General features: G+C 53.7%; 19 protein-coding genes and 1 rRNA gene. 12 read left to right on the top strand and 8 right to left on the bottom strand.

All coding sequences use genetic code 11. The annotated features are described in order from the left end of the window. The 3 genes from rrf to ACNQ0T_RS16295 form a co-directional block, all read left to right on the top strand. Positions 1-93: ribosomal RNA gene (gene rrf, locus ACNQ0T_RS16305) — 5S ribosomal RNA — on the top strand; the annotation flags it as partial. A 129-nt stretch (positions 94-222) separates the two neighbouring features. Continuing rightward, positions 223-675 (top strand): DUF4385 domain-containing protein, encoded by a 453-nt coding sequence (locus ACNQ0T_RS16300; RefSeq protein ID WP_032622345.1) that lies wholly within the window; start codon positions 223-225, stop codon positions 673-675. A gap of 151 nt (positions 676-826) precedes the next feature. Beyond that, positions 827-2,134 carry an MFS family transporter gene (locus ACNQ0T_RS16295; protein ID WP_048966852.1) on the top strand — a complete coding sequence of 436 codons (1,308 nt, stop codon included), beginning with the start codon at positions 827-829 and terminating at the stop codon, positions 2,132-2,134. Here ACNQ0T_RS16295 and ACNQ0T_RS16290 read toward each other — a convergent pair. The 5 genes from ACNQ0T_RS16290 to trxC all read right to left on the bottom strand — a co-directional run bounded on the left by ACNQ0T_RS16290 (position 2,131) and on the right by trxC (position 7,852). After that, complete coding sequence (locus ACNQ0T_RS16290) at positions 2,131-2,454, bottom strand: YfiM family lipoprotein (RefSeq protein ID WP_022649053.1); 324 nt, start codon at positions 2,452-2,454, stop codon at positions 2,131-2,133. The genes ACNQ0T_RS16295 and ACNQ0T_RS16290 overlap by 4 nt on opposite strands. Before the next feature lie 45 nt (positions 2,455-2,499). Further along, the gene (pssA, locus tag ACNQ0T_RS16285) at positions 2,500-3,855 is read right to left on the bottom strand and encodes a CDP-diacylglycerol--serine O-phosphatidyltransferase (protein WP_063163905.1); all 1,356 of its coding nucleotides are present in this window, start codon (positions 3,853-3,855) and stop codon (positions 2,500-2,502) included. A gap of 109 nt (positions 3,856-3,964) precedes the next feature. Next, on the bottom strand, positions 3,965-6,628 hold the full coding sequence (locus tag ACNQ0T_RS16280; protein ID WP_417930240.1) for a bifunctional acetate--CoA ligase family protein/GNAT family N-acetyltransferase: 2,664 nt from the start codon (positions 6,626-6,628) through the stop codon (positions 3,965-3,967). A gap of 35 nt (positions 6,629-6,663) precedes the next feature. Next, the gene (tapT, locus tag ACNQ0T_RS16275; protein WP_038416528.1) at positions 6,664-7,362 is read right to left on the bottom strand and encodes a tRNA-uridine aminocarboxypropyltransferase; all 699 of its coding nucleotides are present in this window, start codon (positions 7,360-7,362) and stop codon (positions 6,664-6,666) included. Between the two features lie 70 nt (positions 7,363-7,432). Then, complete coding sequence (gene trxC / locus ACNQ0T_RS16270; RefSeq protein ID WP_003860733.1) at positions 7,433-7,852, bottom strand: thioredoxin TrxC; 420 nt, start codon at positions 7,850-7,852, stop codon at positions 7,433-7,435. Between the two features lie 204 nt (positions 7,853-8,056). Here trxC and ACNQ0T_RS16265 point away from each other — a divergent pair, with 204 nt between their 5' ends. Beyond that, positions 8,057-9,142, top strand: coding sequence for a tRNA/rRNA methyltransferase (locus ACNQ0T_RS16265; protein WP_023300740.1), 1,086 nt, complete (start codon positions 8,057-8,059; stop codon positions 9,140-9,142). A 39-nt stretch (positions 9,143-9,181) separates the two neighbouring features. Here ACNQ0T_RS16265 and ung read toward each other — a convergent pair whose 3' ends face one another. Continuing rightward, the gene (ung, locus tag ACNQ0T_RS16260) at positions 9,182-9,871 is read right to left on the bottom strand and encodes a uracil-DNA glycosylase (protein WP_400168582.1); all 690 of its coding nucleotides are present in this window, start codon (positions 9,869-9,871) and stop codon (positions 9,182-9,184) included. A 314-nt stretch (positions 9,872-10,185) separates the two neighbouring features. Here ung and grcA point away from each other — a divergent pair, with 314 nt between their 5' ends. Further along, the gene (gene grcA, locus ACNQ0T_RS16255) at positions 10,186-10,569 is read left to right on the top strand and encodes an autonomous glycyl radical cofactor GrcA (RefSeq protein WP_022649048.1); all 384 of its coding nucleotides are present in this window, start codon (positions 10,186-10,188) and stop codon (positions 10,567-10,569) included. A 51-nt stretch (positions 10,570-10,620) separates the two neighbouring features. Here grcA and srmB read toward each other — a convergent pair whose 3' ends face one another. Beyond that, a complete protein-coding gene (gene srmB, locus ACNQ0T_RS16250; protein ID WP_022649047.1) occupies positions 10,621-11,949 on the bottom strand; it encodes an ATP-dependent RNA helicase SrmB in 1,329 nt (442 codons plus the stop codon). Positions 11,950-12,081: 132 nt separating this feature from the next. Between srmB and trmN the strand changes: the two genes are divergently transcribed. Continuing rightward, the gene (gene trmN, locus ACNQ0T_RS16245) at positions 12,082-12,819 is read left to right on the top strand and encodes a tRNA(1)(Val) (adenine(37)-N(6))-methyltransferase TrmN (protein WP_058677483.1); all 738 of its coding nucleotides are present in this window, start codon (positions 12,082-12,084) and stop codon (positions 12,817-12,819) included. Here trmN and nadB read toward each other — a convergent pair. Beyond that, the gene (gene nadB / locus ACNQ0T_RS16240) at positions 12,804-14,423 is read right to left on the bottom strand and encodes an L-aspartate oxidase (RefSeq protein WP_023300738.1); all 1,620 of its coding nucleotides are present in this window, start codon (positions 14,421-14,423) and stop codon (positions 12,804-12,806) included. The two genes, trmN and nadB, sit on opposite strands and share 16 nt — an antisense overlap. A 425-nt stretch (positions 14,424-14,848) precedes the next feature. Between nadB and rpoE the strand changes: the two genes are divergently transcribed. From rpoE to lepB, 6 genes are all read left to right on the top strand, one after another. Beyond that, on the top strand, positions 14,849-15,424 hold the full coding sequence (gene rpoE / locus ACNQ0T_RS16235; protein WP_006176728.1) for an RNA polymerase sigma factor RpoE: 576 nt from the start codon (positions 14,849-14,851) through the stop codon (positions 15,422-15,424). A gap of 31 nt (positions 15,425-15,455) precedes the next feature. Then, the gene (rseA, locus tag ACNQ0T_RS16230; RefSeq protein WP_417930239.1) at positions 15,456-16,106 is read left to right on the top strand and encodes an anti-sigma-E factor RseA; all 651 of its coding nucleotides are present in this window, start codon (positions 15,456-15,458) and stop codon (positions 16,104-16,106) included. Further along, positions 16,106-17,059, top strand: a complete 954-nt coding sequence (gene rseB, locus ACNQ0T_RS16225; RefSeq protein WP_022649043.1) for a sigma-E factor regulatory protein RseB — start codon at positions 16,106-16,108, stop codon at positions 17,057-17,059. Before rseA ends, rseB begins: the two co-directional genes overlap by 1 nt. After that, a complete protein-coding gene (rseC, locus tag ACNQ0T_RS16220; protein WP_022649042.1) occupies positions 17,056-17,532 on the top strand; it encodes a SoxR-reducing system protein RseC in 477 nt (158 codons plus the stop codon). The genes rseB and rseC overlap by 4 nt, the downstream gene beginning before the upstream one ends. A gap of 185 nt (positions 17,533-17,717) precedes the next feature. Beyond that, positions 17,718-19,523 carry a translation elongation factor 4 gene (lepA, locus tag ACNQ0T_RS16215; RefSeq protein ID WP_022649041.1) on the top strand — a complete coding sequence of 602 codons (1,806 nt, stop codon included), beginning with the start codon at positions 17,718-17,720 and terminating at the stop codon, positions 19,521-19,523. Between the two features lie 15 nt (positions 19,524-19,538). Further along, the gene (lepB, locus tag ACNQ0T_RS16210) at positions 19,539-20,513 is read left to right on the top strand and encodes a signal peptidase I (RefSeq protein ID WP_022649040.1); all 975 of its coding nucleotides are present in this window, start codon (positions 19,539-19,541) and stop codon (positions 20,511-20,513) included. Positions 20,514-20,521 lie beyond the last annotated feature (8 nt).

Raw genomic sequence — 20,521 nt, 5'->3', positions numbered from 1 at the left:
CCCACCTGACCCCATGCCGAACTCAGAAGTGAAACGCCGTAGCGCCGATGGTAGTGTGGGGTCTCCCCATGTGAGAGTAGGGAACTGCCAGGCATCAAACAGAAAGAACCCCGTACCGGAAGGTGCGGGGTTTTTTGCTTTGTGCGCGGAAAAACATGCCGGATGGCGGCTTCCCCTTATCCGGCCTACAATTGTTAAAACGATTTTAACAAAGGTGCCGCTTTGACTCGTCCTTTTGATTACCAACAAGATTTTGCAAATATAAATTTTCGCGAACATCCCGAACGGTATCAGGTTGGCCGGGGTGAGCAGGGCGTATTGATGGTCGAGCCTTATAAAAGCGAAATCCTTCCACACTGGCGTTTTAAAAATTCTGAAGTCGCAGCGCGTTCGGCACAAGAGATATACGCTCTCTTTGAAGAGTACCGCAGTAAAAACGATTTTGTAGGTATGGATATGGCGCGTAAATTCATACAAATGGGCTATACCCGCGCCCGGCGATACGCGAATCATAAGGGCGGTAAAAAGTATGATGCGGAACGACAAGTCAAACCCCTCGATCACGATCCAGTGAAAGCAGAAGCAGCCGCAGTCTTCAAAAAGTGGTGGGATAAAATTCGTGCAGACGAAGATTACTTGCAGCGAAAAAAGGCCCACCAGCAGTCTTGGGGATAATTACTGCGTCCGCTAATAATTAGATAGCTGATCGAGTTCACAAAACGCAATGAAACATATTGGAAACATTTTATTTACCTAACGATTCGTTTTAAATCCGGTTTTACTGTTTGTGGGCAAAGGCCCGCAATGTGAGACAGGGGATATTAAAATGACAGAAACCGTAGCCAGTGCAGATACGGATAACACCAATTTGGCAGGTAAGGATACTCGCCGTCGGGTTTGGGCAATCGTTGGGGCCTCATCAGGAAACCTTGTAGAGTGGTTTGACTTTTACGTCTATTCATTTTGTTCACTCTACTTTGCGCATATCTTTTTCCCGTCAGGGAACACCACAACTCAGCTTTTGCAAACCGCAGGCGTTTTTGCCGCCGGGTTCCTGATGCGCCCTATCGGTGGATGGCTATTCGGCAGGATCGCGGACAGGAAAGGGCGCAAGACATCCATGCTCATCTCTGTATGCATGATGTGCGTCGGCTCGCTGGTGATTGCCTGCCTGCCCGGTTATGAGACTATCGGAACATGGGCACCGGCGTTGTTGTTGCTGGCACGTCTGTTCCAGGGGCTATCGGTCGGTGGCGAATATGGCACCAGTGCGACATACATGAGCGAAGTGGCGGTTGAAGGTCGCAAAGGTTTCTACGCATCATTCCAGTATGTAACCCTCATTGGCGGACAGCTACTGGCGTTACTGGTTGTGGTGATCCTTCAACAAATCCTTAGCGATGAAGATTTACGCGCCTGGGGCTGGCGCATTCCGTTTGCCCTGGGGGCAGCCCTGGCGGTTGTGGCGCTGTGGCTACGCCGTCAGCTTGATGAAACCTCACAACAGGAGGTCAGGGCGCTTAAAGAAGCTGGTTCGATGAAAGGGCTGTGGCGTAACCGCAAAGCATTTTTGATGGTATTAGGCTTTACCGCCGCAGGCTCGCTAAGCTTCTATACCTTCACCACCTATATGCAAAAATATCTGGTCAACACTACGGGCATGCATGCAAACGTTGCAAGTGTCGTCATGACGGTGGCGTTACTGGTCTTTATGCTCATCCAGCCAATTGTCGGCGCGCTGTCGGACAAAATTGGTCGCCGTACCTCCATGCTGATCTTTGGCGGCATGCTCACCCTGGGTACCGTTCCGCTTTTGACGGCGCTACAGCATACAACCTCTCCGTATGCCGCTTTCGCTTTAATCATGGTGGCGCTCATTATTATCAGTTTTTACACGGCAATCAGTGGCATTTTGAAAGCGGAAATGTTTCCCGCACAGGTGAGGGCGCTGGGCGTAGGCCTCTCTTATGCGGTTGCAAACGCCCTGTTCGGCGGTTCGGCAGAGTATGTCGCGTTATCCCTTAAGTCATGGGGCAGTGAAACGACCTTTTTCTGGTATGTCACCGTTATGGGGGCGCTGGCGTTTATTGTCTCGCTGATGCTGCATCGCAAAGGAAAAGGTATCCGCCTTTAATAATGCGCCATCTGCCAGACGGCGTAGCCGGTTGTTGCCCCGGCTACGTCCCAGGCAAAATCTTTCCAGCTCCAGCCACTTCCCGAGGGGCGGCTATCCCAAAGTTCTTTTGATGCCCCCAGGCTGATGGAGAACATCAGGCCTATTGTGGCACTTCGATCCCTGCTATAACCCTGGTGCAGCGCATACTCATTACCCGCAGCGGACATCATTGCCGACGCCAGAAAGTGCTGAGCTTTATCCTGACCCGACCAGTTATCATTAGCCATATGGCTGCAACCTGTCAGCAAAAGAGGGATTATCAGGCAAGGCGTACGCATTAACAGGCTCCATAAAAAAGCCCCGTCGATGACAGGGCTCGTGTATTACAGAATGCGGCTGATGAGGCGATCGATACGGATCCGACGTAGACGGCGAATCAGCTTGCGAACTTTCACCGGGTAATCAGCGATGCTTTGCAGATCGCGATAATGACGAACCACTGTGGTATGCGTGCGTATAAGCTCCAGCTCACGATCGCGTTTCGCGGCTAACGCATGCTGAGGATCGTGAATAAGAATGGCGTTTTCCAAATCCAGACGCCAGGCGCGTGGGTTCAGGTTATTACCGGTCAGCAGAATCCACTCGTCATCAACCCACATTCCTTTGAGATGATAACTGTTATCTTCATCTTTCCAGAGGCGCACGACGAGCTGGTCCGTGTTCACATAGTACTGTAAACGGCTCAGAAAGCGGCGCAGGTTAATCTCATAGAGATAAGGCAGTGCGCCGATGATCTTGAAAGGCTGATCTTCCGGAATGAAAAAGTCGTTTGCCGTTTTATCCCCGACAATGATTTCCACCTTTTTACCATCACGCAGCAACTGAATGATATTACGCACCAGAACGGCGGGAAGGTTGAAGTACGGGGTGCAGATGGTGAGCTTATGCTCCGCGCACGGCATCAAATGGAAGATAGTCTTGTTCAGGAGGCTGGATTTACCCAGGCCTACCAGAGGCGTAACGGACAGTTCTTCATTATTGGCATCACCCTGGAAACGATAAACCGCATCGCGCAGCTCCTGGCGGAAGGAGCGAACGTCGTTTTTGATTTCCGGGCTTTTCGGGCGATGAGGATCGTCAAGACGGTGCACACCCCGGCCATGAACCAGGTTTTTATCAACCCAGTTGAACATGATGTCGGTCATCTGCGGATTACGGATAAGATGGTAGCGATCGTAACGGTATTTATCGAGCTGATGGAGATACACATCATTCAGACTGGCGCCGCTATAAAGGACGCTGTCATCGATGATAAATCCTTTAAAATGAAGAACGCCAAGCGCTTCACGGGTATTCACCGGTACGCCATATACCGGTATATCAATACCCGGATTTTCCTGGGCCATGCGGCAATACCAGTCAGCATTGGTATTCGAGGCAGCCGCACCAATACGGCCACGCTGAGCACGGTGCCAGTCAACCAGCACGCGAACATCCAGTTCCGGACGCTGACGTTTCGCTTCATAGAGCGCGTTCAGGATCGCACGCCCACCTTCATCTTGTTCAAGATAGAGCGCCACAATGCAAATACGTCGCGTAGCGCTGGCAATCTTTTCAAGAAGCGTCTCCCGGAAATGAGCGGGAGCATAAAAGAACTCTACATCATCAACTGACTGAGAAATCTTCGGTAGTTGAGCAAGGTGTTGTTGATGTTTATTACGCTTAAATTTTGACAACATCACAGTGCGTTTCTTCTCTGTTCATTGAAGGGTTGTCTGTACCAGGCAAACAACATAAGCGGACAATGATACCCCAGTGCCGGGAAAAGTGGGTAACATTTCCAGCAGCTTACTCTTGTTTATCCGTCGAAGTCAGGCTGAGGGACAAAGAGACAATGCCTTCATCCAGCTGGATATCAACGTCAAAACCGAGCTTCCGCGCCAGGGTCACCATACCCCGATTATTTGGCATAGTAATGCCATTGAGCCGTGACAATCCGTGATCGCGCGTATAACCAATGAGTTTTTCGAGCAGCCGTCTGCCCAAACCCAAACCTTTAAGATCGGAACGCACCAGTACGGCAAACTCCGCATCCACGTTATCCGGGTCGGAAATGGCACGCGTCACGCCGAGGATCTCTTCTCCCTCTGCGGAACGGCGGACCGCCACAATCGCCATTTCTCGATCGTAGTCGATCTGGGTCATATTGGCTAAATCGTCGTGGGTAAATTCATTAATTTCGCTGAAATAGCGATAGTACAAATCTTCTTTCGTCACCTGCGAGATGAACGCTCGCAGCAGCGGCTCGTCTTCCGGCAGGATAGGGCGAAACAGTGCCCGCTCTCCATTTTTCATCTCCACCCACTCTTCCAGATGGAGAGGATAAGGACGAATGGCGAGACGGCTTTCCCGGTCACCGACAAATGGCGCAATTTCCAGCGTCACGTCGAGGGCAGTGAATTCATTTCCGGAAGCGAGGAGCGGGTGGATGTCCAGGCGCTGGATCTCCGCACAGTCAACAATGAGGTTGGAGACCTTCACCAGAAACTGGCTTAACCCGGCGATATCAAGCGGCCTCAGAGCGCTTCTGCCGCGGATTTTTTTACTTTTGATGGCCTGAATAACCAAATAACGCGCCAGGTTCATGTTTAGAGGTGGAAGCGCGACAGCCGCTTGTTCTTCTGGCCGCCATTCAACGCCGCCTTCACCCAGCATAATGAGTGGACCAAAAACCGGATCGTGTTCGACGACCACGCGCAGCTCCTGCGCACCTGCTCGGTTAGCCATGCTCTGCACCAGCAGGCCGTGGATCCGGGCCTGTGGCCACGTCATTTTAACGCGATCGATAATGGCATCCGCGGCCTGTTGTACTTCTGTCGCGGTGCGCAGATACAGCATGACGCCCTGAACATCCGATTTGTGCGGAATATCGGGGGAGCGCAGCTTCAGCGCGACCGGATAGCCAATCTGCTCAGCGATATGTACCGCCTCAGCGCTGTCACCGGCAATCCAGGTCGGCAGTGTTTGCATCCCATAGCTGCCAAGAATGGGTTGCACTTCATGCGTATCAAGCGAAGTGGCGCCCTCTTCGATGGCCTGTTGCAATAAACTGTGTACGTCCACCGAATTTGCTGTGAGGTTGCCCGGTAGGGCAGGCGTTTCACGCAGCTGCTTCTGGTTGCGGCGGTACTCAACCATATGCATAAACGCGGTTATGGTGCCCTCTGGCGTACGGTAGGTTGGCAACCCGGCTTCACTAAACAGACGTCGCGCTTCCTGCGAGGAGAACTCGCCGCACCAGTTGGTCAGCAGGGTGACGTATTTGCCGCGCGGATGGTTTCGGACAGCCTCAATCAGCGTTCGTGCACTTTCGCTGCCTGGCGCAACCGCGCTGGGCGAATGGATAATCATCAGCGCATCAAAGTCCTGGCTATCCAGCAAAATCGTGATCGCCTTAATGTAACGATCGCTGCTGGCATCATCGCGCAAATCGAGGGGATTATCGGGAACAACGCTTCCCGGTAACGCGTCCCGCAGGCGCTGGAGCGTCTCTTCACCCAGCGTGGCCAGCTTGCCGTTGCGTAGCCAGAGCTCGTCCAGCGCCAGGGCGGCGGGAGCGGCTCCGTTGCTGACAATCATCAGCTTTTCACCGCGCAGGGGACGCATGTGGCTCAACGTTTCGACGGCGGAAAAAAGCTCGTGCGTATCCTGTACCCGCAGTAAACCGGCGCGCTGGATCGCTGCATCCCATGCGGGATCCATCCCGGAATAGGATTGCAGCAGGCGCTGAGCCGCGGGGCTGCGCCCGCTTTTGATGACCAGAATCGGTTTATTACGCGATGCGCTACGCGATGCCGACACAAAACGACGGGCGTCACTCAGGTGTTCAAGGTAGAGCAGGATAGCGCTGGTTTTGCTGTCACGCGCCAGGAAATCCAGCAGCTCATCGACGTCAATGTCCAGGCTGTCGCCGAGGGCGATGAAATAGGAAAAGCCCATCTCACGCTGCTGCGCCCAGTCGAGGATGGTATTGGATACCGCTGCCGACTGTGAAATAAAGGCCAGTTTGCCTTTACGGATCGGAACCGGGGAAAAACTGGCATTCAGCCCTTGCCAGGGCGCAAGCAGACCGAGGCTATTTGGACCAAGAATGCGCATCTGGTAGCGGCTGGCGCAGGCCAGCAGTTCGGGCTGCTGTTCAGGAGGCGAGGAAAGAATAATGCAGGTTTTACAGCCTTTCTGACCGAGCGACTCAAGCAATTCGAGGTTTCGTTTCGCATGCGTACAGAGCACGGCGAGGTCGGGAACAAACGGTAAACTTTGCACGTCCGGCCACGCCAGCACCCCCTGTACCGCTTTATAAGCGGGCGTAACGGGCATGACCGGGCCGTTAAACCCGCCAGCCAGCAGGTTACGCATCATCAGATACCCTGCGCGGTCCGGTTTCATCGAGGCGCCAATAACGGCAATGGATTTCGGACGGAGTAGCGCTTCTAACCCTCTCTGGCTCATGCAGGCCTCCTGTGAATGCAAGCGACCTGATGATTTTAAACGCTTTCTGTCTCTGTTGCTGTGACGCTACCCTTATGAACGGTTTTTCCTGCCAGATAACGTTCGCGGAAGCAGGAGAAGTGGGCGCTTAATGCGCTGGCCGCCTGGGTATCGCCCGCCAGATCCAGTAGCGCAATGGCGACTTCAGCGGTGCAATATTGACCCTCGGCATGCGCTTCTCGTAAGCGATAGGCCGAAACCCGCGACAGATCGACGGAAATCACCGGCAGCGCATCAAGATAAGGGCTTTTGCGAAACATCTTTCTTGCTTCGGTCCAGGTGCCGTCGAGCATAATAAACAGCGGCGGCTTACCGGATGGTGGCGCCGTAAGCACCTGGCGTTGTTCGCCTGCATATGATGCCGGGAAAACGACCATGGGCTGATAGTCCGGGTTTGCCACCAGGTCAAGCAGAGCCTGAGGTGGCTCAGTGCGCGACCACTGAAACGCTGCGGTATTGGGCAGAATATCGGCGATCAAACGCCCCGTGTTGCTGGGCTTCATCGGTTCGGTATCGAACATGACCAGACAAAAGCGGCTTTTCGCCTCGCTCGGTGCAAGCGTTTCGCACAGACACACTTTCAGCGGTAAAAGGCAGCGCTGGCAGCGGCGAATACGATTGCCTCGGGCCAGAAAAGGGCGGGTTGCGCGCGCAAGGCGCTCGGCGCGTAATTGAAGTACAGCGTTATCAGTCATGGGCGAAAAGGCAGGAAAAAACCCATTTTCGCAGAGGAGAGAACGGGGCACAAGATGTGCCCCGTGAATGTTACAGGGATTCGTTTAACCAGCTGTCGAAAGGCGCCTTCGGTACTGCACCATTGAGCATGTCGATCACTTCCCCATTTTTGAAAATCATAATGGTTGGAATGCTGCGAATGCGAAAACGGGCGCTGAGTTCACGTTCCGCTTCGGTATTCACTTTAACAAAACGCATTTTCCCGCTGCGCTCTTCAGCCACGTCTTCGAAGATGGGCGCAAAGTTACGGCAGGGGCCGCACCACGGTGCCCAGAAATCGACCACAACCGGCAGATCGTCCTTGAGGAGTTTGTCCAGCGTAGCACCCGTCGCGTTAATAACATCGCCATCAAATAATTCGTGGCCACAACGCCCGCATTTCGCACCGTCATCCATCCGATCGTCCGGAATGCGGTTTAAAGCCTGACAGTTGGCACATACGGTATTCATAACTAACCTCTGATAGAGCCGTGGAACAACGGCAGAACGCCGATAATGTTTCTGATATGTTACATATTATCAGTGAGCCTGTATAAATCGACAACGCGTTTTATTCAATGGGAACAATAGTCACAGGCTTTTGTACGAAATTATGGCTATGAGCTTGCACATCGGGTAATCTGCGCGCTTCGCGCAGCGCTGGTGGAGAAAAGCATGAACGACGAAATGAAAAACAAAAGCGGCAAGGTCAAAGTGATGTATGTCCGCAGTGATGATGACTCTGATAAACGCACCCAAAATCCGCGTACCGGAAAAGGTGGCGGGCGTCCGGCGTCTTCTCGTGCAGACGGTGGCCGTCGCCCCGCCCGCGATGACAGAAATAACCGCGGCGATGACCGCAAACGTGATGACCGTAAGCGTGACGATCGCAAACGCGATGATTTTGTCCGCGACGGTGGATCGCCATGGCGTACCGTTTCGCGTGCGCCCGGTGAAGAGGCGACCGAAAAAGCCGATCACGGCGGTATCAGCGGAAAAAGCTTTATCGATCCGGAAGTGCTGCGTCGTCAGCGTGCGGAAGAAACCCGTGTATATGGCGAGAACGCCTGTCAGGCCCTGTTCCAGAGCCGCCCGGAGTGTATCGTTCGCGCATGGTTTATCCAGAGCGTGACCCCGCGCTTTAAAGAAGCGCTGCGCTGGATGGCGGCGAACCGTAAAGCCTACCACGTGGTTGACGATGCCGAGCTGACAAAAGCGTCCGGGACTGAACACCACGGCGGCGTCTGCTTCCTGATCAAAAAACGTAACGGCACCACCGTGCAGCAGTGGGTCAGCCAGGCGGATGCCGATGACTGTGTGCTGGCGCTGGAAGATGTGGGTAACCCGCATAACCTGGGCGCTATGATGCGTAGCTGCGCGCACTTTGGCGTGAAAGGCGTTCTGTTGCAGGATGCCGCGCTGCTGGAATCCGGTGCGGCAATCCGTACCGCGGAAGGCGGTGCTGAGCATGTTCAGCCGATCACCGGCGACAGCGTGCTGGAGGCCCTTGAGCAATTCCGTAACGCGGGCTACACCATTGTCACCACCTCAAGCCGTGCCGCTACGCCGCTGTTTAAAGCGACGTTGCCGCGCAAAATGGTGCTGGTGTTAGGTCAGGAGCGCGATGGTCTGTCTGATGCGGCACTCTCCAGCGCTGACATGAGCGTTTCTATCGACGGCACTGGCAACGTTGAAAGCCTGAACGTATCCGTTGCGACCGGCGTGCTGCTGGCCGAATGGTGGCGTCAGAACAAAGCATAAGCCTTTTATGTGCCGGGCCTGACCCGGCACATTCAAACCCTACTCACTCTCTGCCGGTAACACAGACATCCAGTCAATCGGCTTTTCGCCACGCTTTTCCAGCCACTCATTCGTCAGAACAAAATGGTTACTGCCAAAGAAACCGCGATGCGCAGACAGCGGCGACGGGTGCGGTGCCTTCAGTACGTGATGACGCTGACGATCGATAATCGCCCCTTTCTTTTGGGCATGTGAACCCCAGAGTAAAAACACGACGCCTTCACGATGCTCATTGATCAGGCTGATAACCTTATCGGTAAAGGTTTCCCATCCCAGACTGGCGTGGGAGTGTGCCTGACCCGCCCGGACGGTTAATACGGTATTCAGCAATAGCACGCCCTGGCGCGCCCAGCTTTCCAGATAACCGTGATTAGGGCGGGTGAAACCCGGAATCGTTCCTTCCAGCTCTTTATACATATTCAGCAGAGAAGGGGGAATGGCCACGCCCGGACGCACGGAAAATGCCAGTCCGTGAGCCTGCCCGGGACCATGGTACGGATCCTGCCCCAGTATAACCACCTTCACGTCGCTCAGTTCGGTGTAGCGAAAGGCGTTAAATACATCTTTCTGCGGTGGATAAATTGTCTGGCCGGCCTGCCGTTCAGCCGCAACGGTACTGAGGGTATTAATAAAATAGGGCTGCTGCTTCTCTTCTGCCAGCACGTCATGCCAGGTTAAAGGTGTTGTCATCTCGCTCTCCTGCGAATTTCATTCTCTGCCTAGCTTACCTGCTAATGCCTGGTGAGCAAAATTACCCGCGGAAAAGCGGCTAAGTGTCTCAATTTATGTTGAAAACCAGGCAGGGTAAGTTGAATTGGTAAATCATTAAAATTGATCTAAAACAAAAAATTCAGACCACACTCTTTATGTGGTTAGTGATTTTGTTGATTTAAATCAATAAATCACCCGGGTCTGAATGTTATATATACACACAACAAACAATGGTTTTACCAATTGGCCGCAAAAGGCCAGCATCAGTTAATGTAGCCTAAGGGAGGCAACACATGATTACAGGTATCCAGATTACTAAAGCTGCAAATGACGATCTGCTGAACTCTTTCTGGCTGCTGGACAGCGAGAAAAACGAAGCGCGCTGTGTAGTAGCGAAAGCAGGTTTTGCGGAAGACGAAATCGTTCCGGTGAGCAAACTGGGCGAAATTGAATACCGTGAAATTCCAATGCAAGTGCAACCAGAAGTGCGCGTGGAAGGTGGTCAGCACCTGAACGTTAACGTCCTGCGTCGTGAAACGCTGATGGATGCTGTTGAGAACCCAGAAAAATACCCGCAGCTGACCATCCGTGTGTCTGGCTATGCGGTGCGTTTCAACTCTCTGACTCCGGAACAGCAGCGCGACGTTATCGCCCGTACCTTTACTGAAAGCCTGTAAGGTTTCAGCTTCGGGGGTGGAATAAAAAAGCCGGGAATGTCCCGGCTTTTTTTACTCTTCAGTTTTTGTCTCTGGCGCAGCAGAACTTGGCTTACGGCGCTTACCAATATTTTTGGTATCGCGGTGGCGCTGCTTCACGCGCGGCTTCTCTTTTTCTTTCTCTTTTCTCTCAGCACGTTTCGCGAGCGCTTTCTTGGACGGTTTACCCGTCATTTTTTCACTCGGCGCACGTGTCGTCGGACGAAGTTCGTCAATCACACGAGCTTTTAGCGGCTCATCAACGTAGCGGCCAATTTTTTGGAGCAGCAGATGGTCGTGCGCTTCTACCAGAGAAATAGCAATCCCTTTGCGGCCCGCACGGCCGGTACGACCAATACGGTGCAGGTAAGTATCACCGCTGCGCGGCATATCAAAGTTGATCACATGGCTCACGTCCGGGATGTCGATCCCGCGCGCGGCAACGTCGGTTGCAACCAGCACATTCACGCGACCATCGGTCAGGCGCTTAATCCCTTCGGTACGCTTAACCTGTGCCATTTCACCTTCGAGATAGCAGTTGTTGATGCCAGCGTTGCGCAGCATTTCTGCCAGCTCATGCACGCGCTCGCGTTTACGTACGAAGACGATGGTACGGGTTGCTTCTTCCTGCTTCAGCAGATGTTTCAGCAACTCAACCTTATGCTCAAGGTTATCTGCGCGGTAGTACCACTGGTGGATCTTCTTACGCTCACGCGTCGATGGCGTAGCGGACACTTCCACCGGATCTTCCAGCAGACGTTCGGCGAAATCTTTAATGGCATCCCCTTCAAGGGTTGCCGAGAACAGCATTGTCTGGTTACGCCAGCGCGTTTCACCCGCGATGTGTTCGATATCCTGGGCAAAGCCCATGTCCAGCATGCGGTCAGCTTCATCGAGAATCAGCGTTTCCACCGCCCGGCAGTCGAAGTTCTCTTCTTTTATGTATTGCAGCAGACGGCCTGTCGTCGCGACAACGATATCCTGGTTTTCGCTGAACACTTCGGCGTGGTTCATATACGCTACGCCGCCGGTGATGGTCGCGATATCCAGATGGGTGTTCGCCGCCAGCTCACGCGCGTGTTCGGCAACCTGCATCGCCAGTTCACGGGTCGGGGTCAGGATCAAAATGCGCGGCGGCCCTGATTTTTTACGCGGAAAATCGAGCAAATGCTGCAACACAGGCAGCAAGTAGGCTGCTGTCTTCCCCGTGCCGGTTGGCGCAGAACCGAGCACATCGCGGCCCTCAAGCGCAGGCGGAATGGCCGCGGCCTGAATGGCGGTCGGGCGTGTAAAGCCTTTACTCTCAAGAGCATTGAGCAGGCTTTCATCGAGTTCAAGTTCGGAAAAAGTCGTTACAGTCATGTTCTACCTCTGTGTGGGGCGCTGATTATAGACGTTACGGCTGTAATCTTCATCTGTTTGTATGGATATCGCTTTTCGACCACTTCGCTTTCCCCTATGCTACTCCAGTTTCACACAGAAGGTTGCCCTGACATGTCTCAACTCAAAGCGCAGTTGCGCCGCGATGGTTTTACGTTTAAACAATTTTTTGTGGCGCACGATCGTTGCGCAATGAAAGTCGGTACAGACGGTATTTTACTGGGTGCATGGGCCCCTGTCGCAGGTGTAAAACGCATTCTGGATATTGGTACGGGCAGCGGACTTCAGGCGCTGATGCTGGCGCAGCGTACCGAAGAACACGTCACTATCGACGCCGTTGAGCTTGATCCTCAGGCGGCCCAGCAGGCAAGCGAAAACGCTGCCGATTCTCCGTGGGCAGAACGGATCAGGGTGGAATGTGCCGATGTCCTGACCTGGGCACTGGAGCAGACTGCGCGTTACGATTTGATCGTCAGCAATCCGCCGTATTTCACGCCAGGTGTGGAGTGTGGAACGCCGGAACGCGAGCAGGCACGTTACACCGGCTCGCTCGATCACAAGGCGCTACTGACCAGCGCGGCGGAACTCATCTCGGAAGAGGGATTTTTCTGCGTGGTCTTGCCCGAAAGCACGGGTAACACCTTCATTGAGATCGCTCGGGATATCGGCTGGAGTTTGCGTCTTCGTACCGATATTTCGGATACGGAAGGTCGCTTACCGCACCGCGTGTTGCTGGCGCTCTCGCCGAAAGAGGGGGAGTGCTTTACCGACAGGATGGTTATTCGCGGGCCAGACCAGCGTTATTCCGAAGATTACACTGCCCTGACCCAGGCCTTTTATCTGTTTATGTGAACCTGCGGCGTCAACACCGACGGGCCGGACGTTTCCAGCGGGTCGGGATAGTCCAGCGTATAATGCAGGCCACGACTCTCTTTGCGCATCATCGCACAGCGTACAATCAGCTCGGCAACCTGCACAAGGTTGCGCAGCTCCAGCAGATTATTGGAAACGCGGAAGTTGGCGTAATATTCATCAATTTCCTGCTGCAACATCATGATGCGGCGTAACGCGCGTTCCAGACGCTTCGTTGTGCGTACAATCCCGACATAATCCCACATGAGAAGCCGCAGCTCGTGCCAGTTATGCTGGATAACCACCAGTTCGTCCGGGTTCTCTACCCGACTTTCATCCCATGCTGGCAGGTGCGTTGTTGGACGTGCATAGGGCATGCGTTTGGTTATATCTTCCGCAGCCGACCACCCATACACAAGACACTCCAGCAATGAGTTTGATGCCATGCGATTCGCACCATGCAGGCCGGTGTAGCTGACCTCGCCGATCGCATACAAACCATCCACGTCGGTACGACCATGATCGTCAACCATCACCCCGCCACAGGTATAGTGGGCGGCAGGCACAATCGGCACCGGATCGCGGGTTAAATCGATACCCAGACTCCGCAGCTTTTCATAAATCATCGGGAAGTGCTGGCGAATAAAGTCTGCCGGTTTATGGCTAATGTCCAGATACATACAGTCCACGCCAAGCCGCTTCATCTCGTGGTCAATGGCGCGGGCCACGATATCCCGCGGGGCAAGTTCACCTCGGGGGTCGAAGTCCGGCATAAACCTGGAACCGTCCGGTCGCTTGAGATACGCGCCTTCGCCGCGCAACGCTTCAGTTAACAGGAAGTTACGTGCCTGCGGGTGGAACAGGGCGGTAGGATGGAACTGATTAAACTCCATATTCGCTACGCGGCAGCCTGCGCGCCAGGCCATGGCGATACCGTCTCCGGAGGCGATATCCGGGTTAGTCGTGTACTGGTAAACCTTGGAGGCGCCGCCGGTCGCCAGCACAACGGCTTTAGCCTGGCAGGTTTCCACCTTCTCTTTATTCCGATTCCACACCCATGCGCCGACAACACGGCGCGTGCCGGGCAGGCCAATTTTATCGGAAATAATCAGGTCGACGGCGTTACTGCGCTCCAGCACCCGAATATTGGGATGGCTGAGGGCTTTGCTGACCAATGTGGTTTCAACCGCTTTTCCTGTTGCATCAGCAGCGTGCAGAATACGGCGATGGCTGTGCCCGCCTTCACGGGTCAGATGATAGCTCTCTTCACCATTAGGCTGAACCTGCGTATCAAACAGCACGCCCTGGTCGATAAGCCATTGCACGCAGTGGCGGGCATTGCTGGCGACAAACTCTGCGGCATGCTCATCCACGATCCCGGCACCGGCAATCAGAGTGTCTTCTACGTGTGAGGCAATGCTGTCCGTTTCATCAAACACGGCGGCAATACCGCCTTGTGCATAGAAGGTGGAACCTTCGCTCATCGGCCCTTTACTCAGCACGATTACGTTCTGATGTTCCGCCAGGCGCAGCGCGAGGGAGAGGCCAGCAGCACCGCTGCCGATAATCAGTACATCACAATGGAGTTCAGGCGTTGTATTCATGATGTTTGTTTAATTTACTAAACATGGTCTGGGCAGAATAGCATTGTGATGCGAGTTATCGCACGTTTTTTTTGAAGCGTGTTGCAATGACTAAACGGATGGCCGGAAGTTAAATCATCGCTAAATGACTGGAATTATTTTGCGAAGCAGATCGTTAGCTTCAGATTTTGTGGTGAAATAAAGCCTGTGTTGCGTTACTCTTCTGACGATAAAGTTAATGATTCTTGTCAGAAAGCGGGTGCGTATCGTGAACAGACTTATAATGAGAGAAAATGAACGGTCTGCGGCGCGATGAACAAAAACAAAGGCGTTACGGAACTTATTGAAGAACAGACGCTCTAATTCGGTGCTTGCTCAAAGTGCAATGTTGTTAGAGTGGCGTTTCGATAACGCGTGGAATTTGGTTTGGGGAGACATTACCTCGGATGAGCGAGCAGTTAACGGACCAGGTCCTGGTTGAACGGGTCCAGAAGGGAGATCAGAAAGCTTTTAACCTACTGGTGGTGCGCTACCAGCATAAGGTAGCGAGTCTGGTTTCCCGCTATGTACCGTCAGGCGATGTTCCTGATGTGGTACAAGAGTCTTTTATTAAGGCCTATCGCGCGCTGGATTCATTCCGGGGGGATAGTGCTTTTTATACCTGGCTGTATCGTATTGCAGTCAATACGGCTAAGAATTATTTGGTTGCTCAGGGGCGTCGTCCGCCTTCAAGTGATGTTGACGCTATCGATGCAGAAAACTTCGAAAGTGGCGGCGCGCTGAAAGAAATTTCGAACCCTGAGAACTTAATGTTGTCAGAAGAACTGAGACAAATCGTTTTTCGCACGATCGAGTCGCTCCCGGAAGATTTACGCATGGCAATTACGTTACGGGAGCTGGATGGCCTAAGCTATGAAGAGATAGCCGCCATCATGGATTGTCCGGTCGGCACGGTTCGTTCACGAATTTTCCGTGCGCGAGAAGCCATTGATAATAAAGTTCAACCGCTTATCAGGCGTTGACGATAGCGGGATACTGGAAAAGGTATTAGGCATGCAGAAAGAAAAACTTTCCGCTTTAATGGATGGTGAAATGCTGGATAATGAGCTGCTCGATGAGTTGTCTCATTCTCCCGAAATGCAACAGACCTGGGAGAACTATCATCTTATCCGCGACACTCTGCGGGGTGATACCAGCGATGTTCTCCATTTCGATATCTCAGCACGCGTTATGGCGGCCATTGAGAACGAACCTGTTCATCAGACCACGCCGCTTATTCCTGAAGCGCAGCCTGCACCTCACCAATGGCAGAAAATGCCGTTCTGGCACAAGGTGCGTCCATGGGCCAGCCAGCTCACCCAGATGGGAGTCGCTGCGTGTGTATCGCTTGCAGTTATCGTTGGGGTCCAGCACTATAATACCCAGTCTGAAGCCAGTCAGCAGCCTGAAGCGCCAGTGTTCAATACGCTGCCGATGATGGGTAAAGCCAGTCCGGTTAGCCTGGGCGTACCGGCAGATGCCTCCGCAAGCGGCGGACAGCAACAGCAGGTACAGGAGCAGCGTCGTCGCATTAATGCGATGTTGCAGGATTACGAGTTGCAGCGTCGTCTGCACTCCGAGCAGCTTCAGTTTGAGCAGGCCCAAACCCAGCAGGCTGCTGTGCAGGTGCCAGGAAACCAAACTTTAGGAACGCAATCGCAGTAATGAAGCAACTTTGGTTCGCCATGTCTTTGATGGCGGGTAGCCTGTTCTTCTCTGCTAACGCCTCGGCTGATGTTTCATCCGGGGCGTTGTTGCAGCAAATGAATCTGGCCAGCCAGTCACTCAATTACGAGTTGGCATTTATTAGCATCAATAAGCAGGGTGTCGAATCGTTACGCTATCGCCACGCCCGCCTTGATAATCAGCCGCTCGCCCAGCTTTTACAGATGGATGGCCCGCGTCGGGAAGTGGTCCAGCGTGGGAACGAAATCAGCTATTTCGAGCCAGGCCTTGAGCCGTTTACGCTCAATGGTGACTACATCGTTGATTCCCTGCCATCGCTCATTTACACCGATTTTAAACGTCTCGCCCCCTACTATGATTTTATCTCGGTGGGGCGAACGCGTATTGCCGACAGGTTGTGCGAAGTGATCCGCGTAGTCGCGCGGGATGGGACACGTTACAGCTATATCGTCTGGATTGACGCAGAGACGAAGCTGCCGATGCGCGTTGATCTGCTCGATCGCGACGGTGAAACGCTGGAGCAGTTCCGCGTGATCTCCTTCGACGTGAACGGTCAGGTTGGCAACAGTATGCAGAATCTGGCCAAAGCCAGCCTGCCGCCTTTGCTTTCCGTACCTGCCGGCGATTCTGTCAATTTCAACTGGGTACCTTCCTGGATCCCGCAAGGATTCAGCGAAGTATCCAGCAGCCGTCGCCAGCTGCCGACTATCGAAACACCGGTTGAGTCGCGCCTCTATTCCGATGGGCTATTTAGCTTCTCGGTGAATATCAATCGCGCTACGGCGAACAGTTCCGAACAGATGCTCCGTACCGGTCGCCGGACGGTTAGCACGACGGTACGCGATAATGCGGAAATTACCATTGTTGGTGAATTACCGCCGCCAACAGCAAAACGTATTTCAGACAGCATCAAATTCAGGGCTGCGCAATGATTAAAGAGTGGGCGACGGTCGTATCCTGGCAGGATGGCGTAGCGCTTGTCAGCTGTGACGTTAAAGCATCATGCAGCAGCTGCGCTTCGCGAGCCGGTTGCGGCAGCCGCGTATTGAATAAGCTGGGGCCGCAAACGTCGCACACTATTGCTGTGTCGAGCGATCAGCCGCTGGTGGCAGGGCAAAAAGTGGAGCTCGGCATCGCTGAAGGCAGCCTGCTCACTTCCGCCATACTGGTTTACCTTTCTCCGCTCGCCGGACTTTTCGTGATGGGCGGGGTTTTCCAGATGCTGTTCGGCACAGATTTGGCCGCCATGTGCGGTGCCGCCTTGGGCGGTGTGGGCGGGTTCTGGCTTGCTAAAGGCGTTTCCCCAAGGCTTACCGCCCGGGAAGCCTGGCAGCCCGTCATTCTCAGCGTTGCACTGGCACCCGACCAACTTCGTGTTGAGACGCTCTCTTCTGAGGCCCGGTGATCTGCCGGGCTTTATTATTATTTACATCGCAATAAAGTAAACGCCGTCTCTTCGCGCTATACCTGACTCTAAGTGCATTTCCAGCAGACGAGGTTGTAGTGTAGAATGCTGCGTTTTCGCACTGAAAAACGTCAGGCTAAGAACAGCGGCCTCCAGGAATTCGTAAGGCATAATTATTTAACTATATGAAGAACATACGTAACTTTTCGATCATTGCTCACATTGACCACGGTAAGTCGACGCTGTCTGACCGTATTATCCAGATTTGCGGTGGCCTGTCTGATCGTGAAATGGCAGCCCAGGTTCTGGACTCCATGGACCTGGAACGCGAACGCGGTATTACCATTAAAGCCCAGAGCGTGACGCTCGACTATAAGGCTTCCGATGGTGAAACCTACCAGCTGAACTTTATCGACACCCCAGGGCACGTTGACTTCTCTTATGAAGTGTCACGCTCGCTGGCGGCCTGCGAAGGCGCGCTGCTGGTGGTGGATGCCGGGCAGGGCGTAGAGGCCCAGACGCTGGCAAACTGCTATACCGCCATGGAAATGGATCTCGAAGTAGTGCCGGTTCTGAATAAAATCGACCTGCCAGCCGCCGATCCTGAGCGCGTAGCGGAAGAAATTGAAGACATCGTCGGTATCGATGCGACCGATGCAGTGCGCTGCTCGGCAAAAACCGGCGTAGGTGTTCCGGATGTACTGGAACGTCTGGTGCGTGACATTCCGCCGCCGGAAGGTGACCCGGATGCGCCGCTCCAGGCGCTGATCATCGACTCCTGGTTTGATAACTACCTGGGTGTTGTCTCGCTGGTGCGTATTAAAAACGGTACCATGCGTAAAGGCGACAAAATCAAGGTCATGAGCACCGGGCAGGTCTACAACGCTGACCGCCTTGGCATCTTCACGCCAAAACAGGTTGACCGTACCGAACTGAAATGCGGCGAAGTGGGTTGGCTGGTCTGTGCAATTAAAGACATCCTCGGCGCGCCAGTGGGCGATACCCTGACCGGCGCACGTAACCCGGCAGATAAAGCGCTGCCAGGCTTCAAAAAGGTGAAACCGCAGGTTTATGCGGGTCTGTTCCCGGTCAGCTCCGACGATTACGAAAACTTCCGCGATGCGCTCGGAAAGCTGAGCCTCAATGATGCTTCCCTGTTCTATGAGCCAGAAAGCTCAACGGCGCTGGGCTTCGGCTTCCGCTGTGGCTTCCTCGGTCTGCTGCACATGGAGATCATTCAGGAACGTCTGGAGCGTGAATACGATCTGGATCTGATCACCACCGCCCCGACGGTTGTCTACGAAGTAGAAACCACGTCGAAAGAGGTCATCTACGTCGACAGCCCTTCCAAGCTCCCGCCGCTGAATAATATTCAGGAACTGCGCGAGCCTATCGCAGAGTGTCACATGCTGCTGCCGCAGGAGTTCCTCGGCAACGTGATCACCCTGTGTATTGAGAAGCGTGGCGTGCAGACCAACATGGTGTACCACGGTAACCAGGTGGCGCTGACCTATGAAATTCCGATGGCGGAAGTGGTGCTCGACTTCTTCGACCGTCTGAAGTCTACCTCCCGTGGCTATGCGTCACTGGACTACAACTTCAAACGCTTCCAGGCCTCCAACATGGTTCGCGTGGACGTGCTGATCAACGGCGAGCGTGTTGATGCCCTGGCGCTGATCACCCACAACGATAACGCACCGTACCGTGGTCGTGAGCTGGTTGAGAAGATGAAAGAGCTGATCCCGCGTCAGCAGTTTGACATTGCGATTCAGGCGGCCATTGGTAACCACATCATTGCCCGTTCAACCGTGAAGCAGCTGCGTAAAAACGTTCTGGCTAAGTGCTACGGCGGCGACGTCAGCCGTAAGAAAAAGCTGTTGCAGAAGCAGAAAGAAGGTAAGAAGCGTATGAAGCAGGTCGGTAACGTTGAGCTGCCGCAGGAAGCATTCCTTGCCATCCTTCATGTTGGTAAAGACGGAAACGGTAAATAACCTTAAGGAGTTGGCATGGCGAACATGTTTGCCCTGATCCTGGTCATCGCTACCCTGGTAACAGGTCTGTTATGGTGCCTGGATAAGTTTATCTTCGCCCCAAAACGCCGTGAACGTCAGGCTGCCGCGCAGGCAGCCACGGGCGATACGCTGGACGCGAAAACCCTGAAAAAAGTCGGCCCAAAACCGGGCTGGCTGGAAACAGGGGCATCGGTCTTCCCGGTGCTGGCGATTGTGCTGGTGGTGCGTTCATTTATCTATGAACCGTTCCAGATCCCGTCAGGATCGATGATGCCAACGCTGCTGATCGGTGATTTCATTCTGGTTGAGAAGTTTGCCTATGGCATCAAAGATCCGATCTACCAGAAAACGCTGATCGAAACGGGTCATCCGAAACGTGGCGACATCGTGGTGTTTAAATATCCGGAAGATCCACGGCTGGATTATATTAAACGCGCGGTAGGTCTGCCGGGCGATAAAGTAACCTACGATCCGATAGCGAAGGAAGTGAGGATTCAGCCAGGCTGTAGCTCTGGAACTGCATGTGAAAATGCGCTGCCAGTCACTTACTCCAACGTTGAGCCAGGTGATTTTGTGCAGACCTTCGCCCGCCGTAATGGCGGTGAAGCGACCAGCGGATTCTTCCAGGTGCCAAAAGGTGAAACCAAAGAGAACGGTATTCGTCTGGTTGAACGCAAAGAGACGCTGGGCGATGTCACTCACCGCATTCTGACCGTGCCAATCGCACAGGACCAGCTGGCAATGTACTACCAGCAGCCAGGCCAGCAGCTGGCGACCTGGATTGTGCCGCCGGGACACTACTTCATGATGGGTGACAACCGCGATAACTCTGCGGACAGCCGTTACTGGGGCTTTGTGCCGGAAGCGAATCTGGTCGGTAAAGCAACCGCTATCTGGATGAGTTTCGAGAAGCAGGAAGGCGAGTGGCCGACCGGCGTTCGCCTGAATCGTATTGGCGGAATTCATTAATTTTCGTC

Origin of the sequence: Enterobacter cloacae complex sp.6700776 (assembly GCF_048284255.1) — a bacterium.
Lineage (GTDB): Bacteria > Pseudomonadota > Gammaproteobacteria > Enterobacterales > Enterobacteriaceae > Enterobacter > Enterobacter intestinihominis.
The sequence above is the reverse complement of the archived record's forward strand: the minus strand, read 5'-3'. Positions and strand labels throughout refer to the sequence as shown.